Origin of the sequence: Actinomadura luzonensis (assembly GCF_022664455.2) — a bacterium.
GTDB classification, from domain to species: Bacteria; Actinomycetota; Actinomycetes; order Streptosporangiales; family Streptosporangiaceae; genus Nonomuraea; species Nonomuraea luzonensis.
This window is the reverse complement of the sequence record NZ_JAKRKC020000003.1, coordinates 45,531-59,384: the sequence shown is the minus strand read 5'-3', so window position 1 is coordinate 59,384 and position 13,854 is coordinate 45,531. Positions and strand designations below refer to the sequence as shown.

The 13,854-nt window shown below is 74.4% G+C and carries 16 protein-coding genes; 8 read left to right on the top strand and 8 right to left on the bottom strand.

What is annotated here, in order from left to right; all coding sequences use genetic code 11:
• Positions 1 to 13: 13 nt before the first annotated feature.
• The 4 genes from MF672_RS45320 to MF672_RS45305 form a co-directional block, all read right to left on the bottom strand.
• The gene (locus MF672_RS45320; protein WP_242382073.1) at positions 14 to 277 is read right to left on the bottom strand and encodes an SHOCT domain-containing protein; all 264 of its coding nucleotides are present in this window, start codon (positions 275 to 277) and stop codon (positions 14 to 16) included.
• 105 nt (positions 278 to 382) lie between these two features.
• The gene (locus MF672_RS45315; RefSeq protein ID WP_242382074.1) at positions 383 to 1,351 is read right to left on the bottom strand and encodes a threo-3-hydroxy-L-aspartate ammonia-lyase; all 969 of its coding nucleotides are present in this window, start codon (positions 1,349 to 1,351) and stop codon (positions 383 to 385) included.
• Positions 1,348 to 2,025 (bottom strand): helix-turn-helix transcriptional regulator, encoded by a 678-nt coding sequence (locus MF672_RS45310; protein WP_242382075.1) that lies wholly within the window; start codon positions 2,023 to 2,025, stop codon positions 1,348 to 1,350. The genes MF672_RS45315 and MF672_RS45310 overlap by 4 nt, the downstream gene beginning before the upstream one ends.
• A 40-nt stretch (positions 2,026 to 2,065) precedes the next feature.
• The gene (locus MF672_RS45305) at positions 2,066 to 3,001 is read right to left on the bottom strand and encodes a hypothetical protein (RefSeq protein ID WP_247815779.1); all 936 of its coding nucleotides are present in this window, start codon (positions 2,999 to 3,001) and stop codon (positions 2,066 to 2,068) included.
• Between the two features lie 243 nt (positions 3,002 to 3,244).
• On the opposite strand from MF672_RS45305, the gene MF672_RS45300 reads away from it, so the two are divergent.
• The gene (locus MF672_RS45300) at positions 3,245 to 3,964 is read left to right on the top strand and encodes a hotdog fold domain-containing protein (RefSeq protein WP_242382077.1); all 720 of its coding nucleotides are present in this window, start codon (positions 3,245 to 3,247) and stop codon (positions 3,962 to 3,964) included.
• Here the strand turns inward: MF672_RS45300 and MF672_RS45295 are convergent.
• Positions 3,945 to 4,130 carry a hypothetical protein gene (locus MF672_RS45295; RefSeq protein WP_242382078.1) on the bottom strand — a complete coding sequence of 62 codons (186 nt, stop codon included), beginning with the start codon at positions 4,128 to 4,130 and terminating at the stop codon, positions 3,945 to 3,947. The genes MF672_RS45300 and MF672_RS45295 overlap by 20 nt on opposite strands.
• A 196-nt stretch (positions 4,131 to 4,326) precedes the next feature.
• A complete protein-coding gene (locus MF672_RS45290; protein ID WP_242382079.1) occupies positions 4,327 to 4,953 on the bottom strand; it encodes a GNAT family N-acetyltransferase in 627 nt (208 codons plus the stop codon).
• Positions 4,954 to 5,012: 59 nt separating this feature from the next.
• Here MF672_RS45290 and MF672_RS45285 point away from each other — a divergent pair, with 59 nt between their 5' ends.
• From MF672_RS45285 to MF672_RS45250, 6 genes are all read left to right on the top strand, one after another.
• Entirely contained in the window at positions 5,013 to 5,993 is a 981-nt protein-coding gene (locus MF672_RS45285) for a helix-turn-helix transcriptional regulator (RefSeq protein WP_242382080.1), read from the top strand.
• A 153-nt stretch (positions 5,994 to 6,146) separates the two neighbouring features.
• A complete protein-coding gene (tatA, locus tag MF672_RS45280) occupies positions 6,147 to 6,413 on the top strand; it encodes a Sec-independent protein translocase subunit TatA (RefSeq protein ID WP_242382081.1) in 267 nt (88 codons plus the stop codon).
• A 70-nt stretch (positions 6,414 to 6,483) separates the two neighbouring features.
• The gene (locus tag MF672_RS45275) at positions 6,484 to 6,834 is read left to right on the top strand and encodes an ArsR/SmtB family transcription factor (RefSeq protein ID WP_242382082.1); all 351 of its coding nucleotides are present in this window, start codon (positions 6,484 to 6,486) and stop codon (positions 6,832 to 6,834) included.
• Entirely contained in the window at positions 6,818 to 9,562 is a 2,745-nt protein-coding gene (locus MF672_RS51155) for an HAD-IC family P-type ATPase (RefSeq protein ID WP_254723828.1), read from the top strand. Before MF672_RS45275 ends, MF672_RS51155 begins: the two co-directional genes overlap by 17 nt.
• 73 nt (positions 9,563 to 9,635) lie before the next feature.
• Positions 9,636 to 10,946, top strand: a complete 1,311-nt coding sequence (locus tag MF672_RS45255) for an MFS transporter (RefSeq protein ID WP_242383674.1) — start codon at positions 9,636 to 9,638, stop codon at positions 10,944 to 10,946.
• 101 nt (positions 10,947 to 11,047) lie between these two features.
• Positions 11,048 to 11,665 carry a rhomboid family intramembrane serine protease gene (locus MF672_RS45250; protein ID WP_242383673.1) on the top strand — a complete coding sequence of 206 codons (618 nt, stop codon included), beginning with the start codon at positions 11,048 to 11,050 and terminating at the stop codon, positions 11,663 to 11,665.
• A 2-nt stretch (positions 11,666 to 11,667) separates the two neighbouring features.
• Here MF672_RS45250 and MF672_RS45245 read toward each other — a convergent pair whose 3' ends face one another.
• Positions 11,668 to 12,690, bottom strand: coding sequence for a hypothetical protein (locus MF672_RS45245; protein WP_242383672.1), 1,023 nt, complete (start codon positions 12,688 to 12,690; stop codon positions 11,668 to 11,670).
• 157 nt (positions 12,691 to 12,847) lie between these two features.
• Between MF672_RS45245 and MF672_RS45240 the strand changes: the two genes are divergently transcribed.
• The gene (locus tag MF672_RS45240; protein WP_242383671.1) at positions 12,848 to 13,348 is read left to right on the top strand and encodes an ATP-binding protein; all 501 of its coding nucleotides are present in this window, start codon (positions 12,848 to 12,850) and stop codon (positions 13,346 to 13,348) included.
• A 16-nt stretch (positions 13,349 to 13,364) separates the two neighbouring features.
• On the opposite strand, the gene MF672_RS45235 is transcribed toward MF672_RS45240, so the two are convergent.
• On the bottom strand, positions 13,365 to 13,718 hold the full coding sequence (locus MF672_RS45235; RefSeq protein ID WP_242383670.1) for an STAS domain-containing protein: 354 nt from the start codon (positions 13,716 to 13,718) through the stop codon (positions 13,365 to 13,367).
• Positions 13,719 to 13,854 lie beyond the last annotated feature (136 nt).

The window sequence follows — 13,854 nt, the reverse complement described above, 5'->3', positions numbered from 1 at the left end:
TCGGGGCCGCCTCCTAGTAGGCGTCGTGACCTTGCCGCCCGTGCAGCGTCTCCAGGCGGGACCGGTACTCCTCGGCGTCGATCTCGCCGCGCGCGAACCGCTGCGCCAGCACGTCCTCCGGGCTCTGCTGCGGAGGGGCGCCGGCGCGGGCGTTCCTGGAGACGTAGCGGGCGGCCATCACGATGGCCGTGATCACCAGGCCCCAGAACAGGACGGTGCTCAGGCCCATGATCAGGTAGCCCCAGCCGCTCATGTGGTCGTAACCCCACCACATCATCGCGATCACCTCGGATCTGGTCGTCTCCTCCCAGCCTGGGGTGGCCGCCGGGCCGCCGAGTAGGGACCTTCGTCCCGGCCGCCAGGGCAATTCGTACGTCGCGCGTCAGGCGAGCAGCTCCGCGAAGCGGCGGACGTCCACGTTGCCGCCCGAGACGATGACGCCGACGCGGCGCGGCGGCCGGGGCGCCAGGCGGCCCGCCAGCAGCGCCGCCAGCGGCGTCGCGCCGCTCGGCTCGACGACCATCTTCATCCGCTCGAACGCCACCCGCATCGCCTGCCTGATCTCGTCGTCGGAGACCAGGACGACCTCGTCCACCAGGTGCCTGTTGATGGAGAACGTCAGCTCGCCCGGGATCTCGGCGGCCTGCCCGTCGGCGATCGTGCGCGGCACCGGGATCGTCACCCGCTCGCCGGCGGCCAGCGAGCGCTTGGTGTCGTCGCCCGCCTCGGGCTCCACCCCGATCACCCGGACGCCGGGCAGCAGCCCCTTCGCCGCCGTCGCGCTGCCCGCGATCAGGCCGCCGCCCCCGACGGGCACGACCAGCGCGTCCAGCTCGCCGACCTCCTCGATCAGCTCCAGCGTCGCGGTGCCCTGGCCGGCGATGACGTGCGGGTGCTCGTACGGGGGGATCAGCGTCAGGCCGCGCTCGGCCGCCAGCGCCTCGCCGATGGCCACCCGGTCGCCGGCGTAGCGGTCGTAGGTGACGATCTCCGCGCCGTACCCGGCGGTGGCCTCGCGCTTGGAGCGCGGGCTGTCCTCCGGCATGACGATCACCGCGCTGCTGCCCAGCTCGCGCGCCGCCAGGGCGACGGCCTGGGCGTGGTTGCCCGACGAGTACGCCGCGATGCCCCGCGCGAGCTGCTCCGGCGTCAGCCGCGACACCGCGTTGTAGGCGCCGCGGAACTTGAACGCGCCGATCCGCTGGAAGTTCTCGCACTTGACGAAGACCTCGGCGCCGGCCATAGCGTCCAGCGTGCGGGACCGGAGGACCGGCGTGCGGTGCGCGACGCCCTTGATGCGGGCGGCGGCGTCGTGGACGTCGTCCAGGGTGACCGGAAGTGCGTGCGTCATGGCTGCTGCTCCTGCGGGTCGTCGTCGTCGGGTGCGGTGCGGGCCTGCGCCAGGTAGTTGTAGGCGGAGGCGCGGGAGATGCCGAGCCGGGCGGCGACCTGCGGCACCGCCCGGCGCACGGCGAACACGCCGCGCTCGTCCAGGCTCCTGAACAGCCCCAGGCGCTCGCGGCGGCTCAGCTCGGCCCAGGGCTTGTGCTGTTCGAGCTGGTGGGCGTCCACGACGGCGGCCACCACCGCGTCGATGTCGTCGCCGAACGTCGTCGTCGGTGCCGCCGGGGCCGGGACGGCGACCCCGGCCAGCTCGCCGAGGAGGGCGTGGGCCTGGGAGACGGCGGTGAGGTCGAGGTTGACGCACAGCGCGCCGAAGACGGCGCCCGAGCCGTCGCGCAGGACCATCGTGGAGGACTTGACGAGCTTGCCGTCGCGGGTGCGGGTGACGTAGTTGAGCTCGTCGGCGGCCTCGTCGCCGCGGGCCAGCAGGCCCATGCCGATCTCGCTCATCGACCCGCCGACGCCGCGCCCGGTCACGGTGCCCGCGATGGCCACCACGGAGTGCTCGGGACGGCGGAAGTCGTGCACCACGACCTCGCAGAACGACCCCAGGGTGGCCACGATCCCGTCCACGACGGGCGTCAGGGCGGCGAGGATCGCGTCCTGCTCGGCGGCGCTCATGGACATACTGTACAGCGCTTGGACTTTTCGTCCAAGGATGTCAGCCGGCCGGCTCGGCCAGGGTGCCGCAGCGGAAGCCGGGCTCGCGGTCCGGGTCGAGCCGGAGGTCGCCGAGGTTCGTGGTCTCCATCGGGCGGCGGAAGGTCTCCTGCTTGTCGCAGTCGTAGAAGACGTAGGTGCCGTCGCTCTCGCCGAGCAGCATCATCCAGCGGCCGTCGTAGAGGGGCTTGTCGTTCTCGGCGTCGCGCAGCACCGCCCACTGGTCCTGGAAGCCGACGTAGCCGAGCAGGTCGCTGGCCTGGCCGGTGTCGCGCACCTCGACGGCGCCCTCGATCAGGCTCAGGATCAGCACGAAGCCCAGCCCGAGCCCGGTCAGCGCGGCGACCAGCACCTTCATCCCGGCCCGCCCCACCCGCCGGCGGCGCAGCAGCCGGAACGGCACCAGGAACGCGAGCACGCCGAGCCCCACGGCGACGGCCACCATGATCCCGAGGGTGAGGTCGGCGACCAGGTTGAACAGGCCCCAGTAGGTCGCCCCCGACCACAGCGCGGCCAGCGCGGCGACCACCCACGGCCGCTCGCGCAGCCGTCCGACCAGCCGGCCCGCCCCGCCCCGCGTGGCCCGGTCGATCAGCCAGCCCAGGCCGACCAGCACGCAGAGGGCCGGGATGAGGCTCAGCAGGAGCAGGATGAGCGTGCCCAGCAGGCGGCCCAGCAGCACGGACTGGTCGATGCCGGCCTGCTGCGGGTTGATGCCGAACACCCAGTAGACCTGCTCCATGCCGAGGTACAGGACGGCGTACAGCGCGACGCCGACCGGCACCACGACGGAGCCGATGCGTTCGAGGATGCCGAGGATGCCGCCGCCGTCGTCGTCCTCCGGCGTCCTGGCCGGGGCGGGCGCGGGCAGGTCCTTCGCGTGCGGGTCCTTCGCGTGCGGGTCCTGGAGCTCGGTCGTCAGGGTGTGCTCGCTCACGCGGTCCTCACCGCGGGCATGACGAACGGGCTCGACAGGGGGGAGTGCATGGGATGTTCCTTCCGGATCGTACGGGCGTCCGCGACGCCGCGCCGATGTTACAGGTGGTCTGTTCCGTCCTGATGAACAATCGGCTGGTATGGGAGATCCGGTAGGAATCGCGGCTCAGATCCGTCGGGTGGCGGCCCTCGGATGGAACGGGATGGAACGCCCCTGATGGGACGCGTCATCCGGGGAGGGGCCATGGAGACACCGCCGGGGCCGCAGGCCGGCCGGACGCCCGCGCGCCCGCGCACGCTCAGCGTCGCGGAGCGGTTCTGCGGGCCGCCCGGCGTCGTGAACGGCGGTTACGTCTCCGGCCTGGCCGCCGGATACCTGCCCGGCGCGGGCTCGGTGGAGGTGACGCTGCGGGCGCCCACCCCGGTGGAGGCGGACGTGCTCGTCGAGCGCACGCCGGCCGGGGTGAGCTTCGTCCGCGGCGGACGGCTTCTGGTGGAGGCCGTGGCCGCGGCCGAGGACCCCGAGCCCGCGCCGTTCGTACCGCCGGAGGAGGCCGCCGCGGCGGGGGCGGCCTTCCCCGGGCTGGTGGACCACCCCTTTCCCGGCTGCTACGTGTGCGGCTTCCGCGAGGGGATGCGCATCCACCCAGGGCCGACCGGCGTCCCCGGCGTCTTCGCCGCCCTCTGGCGGGTGCCCGAGGGGACGGCGGAGCCGCTGCCGGCCTGCGAGGTGTGGGGCGCGCTGGACTGCGTGTCCGCCTGGGTGCACCTGCGCCCGGGCGACGTGGCGCTGCTGGGGAGGCTGACCGGGCGCGTCCACCGGTCGGCCTTCCCGGGGCGGGCGTACGTGGTGACCGCCCGCTACGAGGGCGTCGAGCGGCGCAAGCTGTTCGCCACGTCGGCGGTGCACGAGCCCGACGGCACGCTCGTCGCGGCCGGCCGCGCTACCTGGATCGCCCTGTGACGGCGGAGCCCGGCTGCCCGGGTCGCCCGGCGAGGGCCGGGCCTGGCTCGTCCTCGGCGTCCCGGTCCTCGCCGCGTTCCATCGCCAGCCTGGCCGCCCGGAAGCGGGCGCAGCGCGCCTCCAGTTCCCGCTCGTCCTGCAGAATCCACTGATCGATCATGGCCATCAGGTGAATCACATCCCGGGGCCGGGCGCGGGTCACTTGGCCGGGTCTTTGAAAAATCCCCCGGATGCTCATCGCCCGCTGGTGAGCATCCGGGGGACCGGCGCGGGCGGCTCGTGACAACCGCCGCGCCTCTTCCGGAGAGACCGACCGTGATCGCACATCACGTTCGACGCCGCCACTGCCCCTGATCCGCGCCCTAAACGGACGGGCCGAATTCGGCCCGCATGACCACCCGCCGCAAGGTCGGCCGGGTGACCTCGGCGAACCCCGCCTCCTCGAACGCCTGCCGCGCCCCCACGTGCAACTCGCCCCAGGTGATCACCTTGCCCGGCTCGGTGACCATCGGGTACGCCTCGACGGCCCGCGCGCCTCGCTCCCTGGCGTGCCCGAGAGCGGCCCTGGCCAGGTGGTAGGTGAGCCCCCGGCCGCGGAAGCCCCGGCGGACGACCAGGCAGGTCACCGCCCACACGCCGTCGTCGTCCTTGTCCTCGTCCCGGCCGAGCCACGGGACGCGGAGCGTGCGCAGCTTGGGGTAGGCGACGCGCGGCTCCACGGCGGCCCAGCCGGCGGGCTCGCCGTCCACGTACGCCACCAGCCCGCTCGTGACCTCGGCCGCCGGGTCGCCGCAGGCGGTCTGCGAACGCAGCCTGGCGGTGCGCTCCTCCAGGGTCGTCTCGCGCCACATCCACCCGGTGACCTTGAACCGCTGGCACCGGCACCGGGCGGCGTCGCCGCTGCCGAGCACGGCGGTGAGGTCGGCCCAGGAGGCCTCGTTGGCGGGCCGGACGGTCACCTGCTCGTCCCTGATGGCGGCATGCGTCATGGGGCGCATGCTAATTTCCTTTCCGGACGTTCTGCTTCCGGATAGGACACGGAGGTGCCATGGAGCCCGGCGCGAGCCCCACGGCCCGGGCCCTGCAGACCCTCGACCTGCTCCAGGGCCACCCCGGCATCACTGCCGAACGGCTGGCCGGCAAGCTGGGCGTCTCCGAGCGGGCCGCCCGCCGCTACGTCGGCATCCTGCGCGAGGCCGGCATCCCGGTCGAGGCGGTGCGCGGTCCGTACGGGGGCTACCGGCTCGGGCGCGGGCTGCGGCTGCCGCCGCTGACGTTCACCGCCGCCGAGGCGCTCGGCCTGGTCATGGCCGTGCTGGACGGCCACCACGACGCGGGCGACGCGCAGGACCCGGTGGGCAGCGCGCTCGGCAAGATCATGCGCGCGCTGCCTGAGCCGGTGGCCGCGCAGGCGGAGGCCGTCCGGCGCACCACGGCGCCGGCCCCCGACCGGGGCGCCGCGCGCCCGGACCCCGGCACCACGACGGCCCTGGTCCAGGCGTGCTCGGCGCGCCGCCGGGCGCGGCTCGGCTACCGGTCGGAGGCGGGCACTGAGCGGACGATCGAGGTGGACCCGTGGGCGGTGGTCGTCCGGCACGGGCGCTGGTACCTGCTGTGCTGGTCCCACACGTCCGGGGCGCGCCGCGCCTACCGGGTGGACCGGGTCCGCGAGGTGGACGTCCTCGACGCGCGCTTCGAGCCGCCGGCCGGGCTCGACCCGGTCGCCGTGCTGGAGGAGCACCTGGCCGTCGGCTGGGACCACGAGACGGAGGTCGTCATCGACGCGCCCGTCGACCGCGTCGGGCGATGCCTGTCCCGCGTGCTCGGCCGCCTCGAACCTCTCGGCGGCGGCGCCACGCGCCTGGTCGGCAGCACGAACAACCCCGTCTGGTACGCCGAGCAGCTCGCCACGCTCCCGGCCTCCTACCGGATCGTGAAATGTCAGGATCTGCAGCGGGCGGCGCGGGCCCTGGGGGAGCGGGCACTGGCCGCGAGCGCTCCGACGCCGGCCCCGCACGTCCCGACCTGATGGCCCGCGCCCGGCTGCGGCTGCCGCGCGCCTGGGTGACGGCCCTGTCCGCGCTGGCCATGCGCCACCTGCGGCGACCCCGAAGTAGCATACTTGCGCATCCGAGCAACTATGCTCCAGGGTGGAGACATCGCCGCTCGAAAAGGACAGGTCATGCCGGATCTCGGTTGGGGGGAAGTCCTCATCATCGCGCTGGTCTTCATGCTGCTCTTCGGCGCGAAGAAGCTGCCTGACACCGCCCGCGCGATCGGCCGTTCCATGCGGATCTTCAAAGCGGAGGCGTCCAAGCTGGACGACGACGACAGCGAGGCCCCAGGTCAGGGCCCGTCCGCCGCGCTCTCGCTGGAGGAACAGGCCCGGCGGTTGGAGGAGCAGGCCGCCCGGCTGCGCGCGAGCGCCGCCGGGACGGACGAGCACTGATCGGCCGCCCGCACCCCCTCAGCCCGCCCCCGCCCGCCTAGACTTGACGACGGTCGGGAGGAGAGGGTGGATGATGGCGGCCAGAGAGATCGTTGATCCGCCGGCCGACGTGCTGGACCAGGCCGCCGCCGTGTTCGGCCTGCTGTCCTCGCCGTCCCGGCTGCACATCGTGTGGGCGCTGGCGCAGGGGGAGTGCGACGTGTCGGGGCTGGCCGAACGGGTGGGCGGGGCGCTGCCCGCGGTCAGCCAGCACCTCGCCAAGCTCAAACTGGCGGGCCTGGTCCGCTCGCGCCGCGAGGGCCGCAGGGTCGTCTACCTCATCGACGACGAGGACATCGTGGCCACGGTCCAGGGCCTGGTGGGCCGGCTCGCCGAGCGGCTGGGCGGGCCAGGGGAGCACGCCCGTGGTCTGGGCGCCTGAGGCGGCCGACACTCCGCTCCGGGTCCTGCGGCGGCTGGAGACCGGCCCGCGCGGGCTCGTGGCCGCCGACGCCGAGGCCCGGCTGCTCGACCACGGCGAGAACGTCGTCCCGTCCCGGCGGCCGCCCACCTGGCCGCGCCGGCTGGCCCGCGCCCTCCGCGACCCGTTCACGCTGGTGCTGCTCGGGCTGGGCGTGGTCAGCGCGCTGATCGCGTCCTGGGGCACGGCGGGCGTCATCGTCACCCTCGTCGCGGTGAGCTGCCTGCTGCGCTCCAACGGCGAGTACCGCGCCGACCGCTCCACCGCGGCGCTGCGGCGCATGGTGGCCACCACGACCACCGTCCGGCGGCGCGCGACGAAGGACGCCGAGCCGGAGGAGCGCGAGATCCCGGCCGACCAGCTCGTGCCCGGCGACGTGATCAAGCTGGGCCCCGGCGACCTGGTGCCCGCCGACGCGCGGCTGCTGCGGGCCAACGGCCTGACCGTGCACCAGGCGCAGCTCACCGGCGAGTCCGCGCCGGTGACCAAGCGGGCGCTCGACCTGCCGCAGGGTGACGAGCACCTGCTGTGGCAGGGCAGCAGCGTGGCCTCGGGCAGCGCGCTCGCCGTGGTGACGGCCACGGGCGCGGCCACCCGCTTCGCCGGCGCCTACGCTGCCGCGCCGGAGGCGTCCCGCCCGCCGGCGTCCCGTCCGTCCTGGGCGTCCCGTCCGTCTGAGGCGTCCCGCCGGCGCCGGCTGGCGCGGGCGGCGTCCGGGCGGCGGCGGGGCGGGGCGGCGCCGTCCGCCTTCGACCGGTCGGTCAACGGGCTGTCCTGGGTGCTGGTCCGGGTCATGCTGATCATCCCGCCGATCGCCCTGGTGGCCAACGCCGTGCTGCGCGGCAAGGGGCTGGAGGCGATGCCGTTCGCGGTGGCCGTGGCGGTCGGCCTGACCCCGGAGATGTTGCCCGTCGTCGTCACGACCGTGCTGGCCAGGGGCGCGGCGCTGCTGGCGCGCCGCGGCGTGATCGTCAGGCGGCTGCCGGCGCTGCCCGACGTGGGCGCGATCGACGTCCTCTGCATGGACAAGACCGGCACCCTGACCCGTGACCGCCCGGTGCTCAGCGGCTCCGTCGGCCCGGACGGGCGGCCCGACCCCGAGCCGCTGCGCTGGGCGGCCGTCAACGGCCTGTGGACGCTGCACCTGGCCGACCCGCCCGCCCCCGACCCGCTCGACGAGGCGATCCTGGCCGGCGCTCCCGACCTGGGCGAGGTCGAGGGACTGGACGCGGTGCCGTTCGACCCGCTGACCCGCCTCTCGCGCGCGCTGGTCCGCGACGGCGAGGCCCAGGTGGTCGTGGTCAAGGGCGCGGTCGAGGCGGTGCTGGAGCGGTGCGCGGCGGGCGAGCGCGAGCGGCGGCGCGCCGCCGCGACCGCCGAGGCGCTGGCCCGCGCGGGCGCGCGAGTGCTGGCCGTGGCCCGCACCAGCGCCCGCCGCTCCGCCGCCGACGTCCACGACGAGCGGGGCCTGACGCTCGTCGGCTTCGTCACCCTGGCCGACGAGCCCTCGCCGGACGCCGCCGCCGCGCTCGCGGTGCTGGCCCGGCGCGGCGTCAAGGTCAAGGTGCTGACCGGCGACCACCCGGAGACCGCGGCCCGGGTCTGCCGCGAGCTGGGCCTGGAGGTGGGCCCGCAGGTGGGCCCGCACACGGGTCCAGAGGCGGGCGGGGGGCCGGGCACAGGGCCGGGCGCGGGGTTGGGCACAGGGCTGGGCGCGGGGTCGGGCGCGGGGTCGGGCGCGGGGTCGGGCGCGGGGTCGGGCGCGGGGTCGGGCGCGGGGTCGGGCGCGGGGTCGGGCGCGGTGGCCGACGCGGCGAGCCTGACCGCCGCCGGCGCGGAACGCGCGACGGTGATCGCCCGCTGCACCCCCGAGCACAAGGCCCGCGTCGTGCGCACGCTGCGCGCGGCCGGGCACACGGTCGGCTTCCTCGGCGACGGCGTCAACGACCTGCCCGCCATGCGGGCCGCCGACGTCGGCATCTGCCCGCGCGCCGCGGTGGACGTCACCCGGGAGGCCGCCGACATCGTGCTGGCCGGCAAGGACCTGTCGGCCATCGGGCAGGCAATCGTCGCGGGCCGGCGCAGCAGCGGCAACATCGCCACCTACCTCCGCATCGCCCTGTCCTCCAACCTGGGCAACGTGATCGCGATGCTGGTCGCCGGGCTGGCGCTGCCGTTCCTGCCGATGCTGCCGGTCCAGGTGCTGGCGCAGAACCTCTGCTTCGACGCGGCCCAGCTCGCCCTCGCCTTCGAACGCGCCGACCCGGCCGTGCTGCGCCGCCCGTTCCGGCTGCGCCCGTACCGGGTGCTGCGCTTCATCGCGGGCTTCGGCCTGCTCAACGCGGCCGTCGACCTGGTCACCTTCGCCGTGCTGACCCGCGTCTGCGACCCGGCCGACCAGGCGGCCTTCCACACCGGCTGGTTCGTCGAGAACCTGCTCACCCAGGCCGTCATCCTGGTGCTGCTGCGCCCGGTGGCGCGGGTGTCGCGGCCGCTGGGCCTGGCGACGGGCCTGCTCGCGGCGGCCGGCCTGCTGCTGCCGCTCTCGCCGCTCGCGTCCGTGCTGGGGCTGGTGGCGCTGCCCGCCACGAGCCTGCTGTGGCTGCTGCTGGTGCTCTTCCTGTACGCGGTGACGCTGCTGGTGCTGAAGCGCGCGCGGGGGCTGGTCAAGACCCGGTCACCGGAGTAAAGCATTCTGTATACACGATCTGTGCGCGGGCGCCGCGCACGGATCCCGGGCCGCACTCCCCGGAGGCACACAGGTGACCGAGCTGACGACATCCGAGCACAGGGCACAGGTCCGCAAGGCCGCCACGGCCAGCGTGGTGGGCACCGCCATCGAGTGGTACGACTTCTTCCTCTACAACACCGCCGCCGCGGTCGTCTTCGCCGAGGTCTTCTTCCCCAAGTCGACCCCGTACGCCGGCACCCTCGCGGCCTTCGCCACGAACTTCGTGGGCTTCGCCGCCCGCCCGGTCGGCGCGGCGATCTTCGGGCACTGGGGCGACCGGATCGGCCGCAAGGCCACGCTCATCGTCACGCTGCTGCTCATGGGCGTGGCCAGCGCGCTCATCGGCGTGCTGCCCGGCACCGACTCGATCGGCGTGGCCGCGCCCGTCATCCTCGTCGTGCTCCGCGTCGTGCAGGGCATCGCGGTCGGCGGCGAGTGGAGCGGGTCGGTGCTGCTGTCCATGGAGTGGGGCGACCAGCGGCGGCGCGGGCTCATGGCGAGCTGGCCGCAGGTCGGCGTGCCGATCGGCCTCATCCTCGGCACCGGCGCGATGTCGCTGCTGGCCGCCACCGCCGGCGACGCGTTCAAGGACTGGGGCTGGCGGGTGCCGTTCCTGGCCAGCCTGCTGCTGGTCGCGGTCGGGCTGTGGGTGCGGCTGAAGGTGCTGGAGACGCCGATGTTCGCCCGCGTGGTGGAGCGGGGCGACGTGGCGCGGCTGCCGGTGTTCGAGGTCCTGCGGCGCCACCCCAAGGAGGTCGTGCTCAGCGCGCTGCTGCGGGTGTCCGAGCAGATGCCGTTCTACCTGTTCACCACGTTCGCCATCACGTACGTGACCCAGCACCTCCACCTGTCGCGGACGATCGCGCTGACCGCCGTGACCTGCGCGGCCGTGGTGGAGCTGGCGGCGATCCCGTTCTTCGGGCACCTCAGCGACCGGGTGGGCCGGCGGCTGATCTACGCCACCGGGGCCGCGCTGCTGGCGGTGGTGGCGTTCCCGTACTTCCTGCTGCTCAACACCGGCATCGTGGCCGTCGTCTTCGCCACGATCATCATCACGCAGCTCCAGCACTCCATGGAGTACGGCCCGCAGGCGTCGCTGATCGCCGAGAGCTTCCCCACCAGCCTCAGGTACGGCGGCGCGGGTCTCGGCTACCAGCTCGCCTCGATCGTGGCCGGCGGCCCCGCGCCGCTGATCGCGACGTGGCTGCTGCACGACTACGGCTGGCAGGCCATCGCGATCTTCATGATCGTGGGGGCGGTGGTCGGGTTCGCCGCCACCCTGGCGCTGCCCGACCGGTCGAAGATCGACATCGCGGAGCACGCCGCGTACGGCCGGAAGTGATGCGTCCCGGCCGGAATCGACGCCGTCCGATGTCCCTGTCGTGATCTCCTGCCCCCATACTGTCGTGCGCCCGCGCGGACCAGCTCAGGGGGAGAAGCCCGGTGGAGACCAAAGGTCAGACGGCCGAGATCATGATCGCGGAGGCCCGCAAGGCGTTATGGGTGATGGTGGGGTTCCTGGCCGTCATCTGGATCCTGCAGATCCCCAACTGGGCGACCGGCTACGCGCTGAGCCGCGAGTACGGGGTCCAGGCCTGGAACCCCGACACCCTGCCGGGCATCGTGACCTCGGCGTTCCTGCACTGGAGCTGGGGGCACATCGAGGGCAACTCCGGGCCGCTGTTCGTCTTCGGCTTCCTCGCCGCCTACCGCGGGGTGGCCAGGTTCTTCGCCGTGACGGCGGTCATCGTCCTGGTCAGCGGGCTCGGGGAGTGGCTGACGGCGAGCCCGTCGGCCGTCGGGGCGGGCGCGAGCGGCGTCGTGTTCGGCTACTTCGGCTACGTGCTGGTCCGCGGCCTGTTCGACCGGCACCTGATCGACATCGTGCTCGGCGTCGTCATGGCGCTGTGCTTCGCCTACCAGTTCGCCGGGCTGCTGCCGCAGGAGGGCATCGGCTGGCAGGCCCACGTGTTCGGCTTCCTCGCCGGCGTGGCGGGCGGCTGGATCTTCCGCGACCGCCGTCCCGCCGCCCCGGCCCCGTCCGCGCTGGGCGGCCTCTGAGGTCAGCTCGTGATCGTCACGTCCCGCAGGAGGAAGTACCTGAGGGCGTCGGCCTGCAGGTAGAGGTGGAACTTCGACGCCTTGGCCCGCGCCGTCCGGTCGGCGGTGACGACCGTGACGATGAGGTACTTCTTGATCGCGTTGGTGCGGACCCGGCCGTACGCGTACGCGGCCTGCACCATGTCCCTCCGGATGTTCACCCCGTCGGAGGTCAGCTTGAGCAGCCGCGTCTCGGCGGTCTTGGCGGCCTTGTCCGTCGGGAACGCCATCACCACCTGCACCGCCTTCAGGTGCCCCCGGTACGCCGAGTAGGCGACCTGCGTGGCGCGCTCGCAGTCGTTCTTCGCCAGGACGCCCTGCGCGTCCACCGGCTCGCACGTGTCGTACGTCCAGCCGCCCTTCCTGTCGGCCGCGAACCGGACGCGGCCGGCGGCGAACGCCCAGTCGCCGAACTCGGTGTTCGTGATCGGCGAGCCCGGCACGGCGTGAGTGGTGCCCCTGGGTTGTGGCGACGGCCGGCCCGACGGCTGGCCCGAGGGCTGGTCGTCCGGCTCGTCGCTCGGCTGGTCGTTCGGCTGGTCGCTCGGGGGGTCCGAGGCCCACGGCACCGTCGTCGGCGCGGCGGCCGGCCGGGACGCGGCGTTGCCCGGGAGGGACAGGGAGGGGCGGGCGCTCGCGGCGCGGATCGCGCCGTACGCGCCGCCGCCCAGCAGGAGCGCGCCCAGGCCGACCGACAGCCCGACGACCAGGGCGGTGTTGCGCCGGGGCGGCTCGTAGGGTGCCGGGGGCAGGCCGTACTGGGGGAGGCGCGCGGGCGGCGCGTCGTACGGGACCGTCGGGTCGTGGACCGGCGCGCCGTAGGAGGCCGTCGGGTCATGGGCCGGCGGGTTGTAGGAGGCCGGCCGGTCATAGCCGGTCGGGCCGTAGGAGGCCGGGGGGTCGTAGGGGCCGCGGCGCTCCGGTAAGCCGGGCGGGCCGCCCTGGCGTGGCTGCGGATAGGGCGGAGGTTGTGGAGGGTAGGTCATGCCCCCAGTGTGGGAGCGGCCGCCGCCCCCGTCCCCGGCGCAGCGCGAGACGGCATGGGAGTGAACGCGGGCGGCGCCGCGATGCGTACCAGACAAGCCGTAGTGTCCGTGCGGGTGGCCGGGCCGCCGCGCGCATGGGCATGCTGGGTGCGGGAAGATGGCCGCCGAGCCGCGCGAGGAGTGGCGAGCAGGGCAGGGGAGGACGGGCATGGCCGAGCAGGCGCCGCTGCGCTGGCCGATCACCCCGGAGCTGGGGAAGCTGCGCGAGCGGGTGCAGGCCTACGCCCTGGCGGCCGGCTTCACCGGCGCGCGGCTGCGCGACGTCGTGCTGGTGGTCAACGAGGCCGCCGACAACGTCCTGGAGCACGGCGGGGGCTCGGGCGTGGTGGTGGCCCACGCCGACGGCGACGGGCTCTGGATCGAGGTGTGCGACCCCGCCGGGACGCTGACCGACGAGCGCTTCCGCCGGCTCACCGCGGTGCCGCCGCCGCTCGCCCGGCACGGGTACGGGCTCTGGGTGATCGCCCGGTTATGCGATGAGGTGCACATCGACCATCCCGGCGGCGGCAGCCGGCTCCGCCTGCGCCTGAACCGCCGACACCCCACTCTGCACGGCAACGCCGTCCCCCGCGAGGACGAGCACCCCGGCGAGCCCTGACCACGGGCGGCGCCGGTCACCCGCGGCGCCGCGGCCACCGCGACGCCTGCGCCAGGCTCGTGTACGGCGGGAACACGTCGACGAGCTGCGTCACGACCAGCAGCTGGGCCAGCGTGCCCTGGACGCCGATGAGCCGCAGCCCGCCCCCGCGCTCCTCCGCCCGCTGCTGGCTGTCCACCAGCGCCGACAGCCCGTGCGAGTCGCAGAACAGCAGGGCGGCCGTGTCGACCACGATCCGGGGGGCGTGGCCGTCGAGCAGCGGGTCGACGAGCCGGTGGAGGCCGGGCCGGGTCTGCCGGTCCAGATCGCCCTCCAATGTCACCAGGTGGAAGCCGGGCCGGTGCCTGACATCGATCGCTAAGTGGGCCATGCCTTCTGTCGTGGTTCGGTCGGACGTGTGCCGTTCTCCACTACCCAGCGGCGGCGACGGTAAGGGGGTCTCCTACGCCCGCCGGAGTACGGGCCCGGGCGGGCCGACGTGCCGGGCCCCGTCCCCTAGGGCGCAT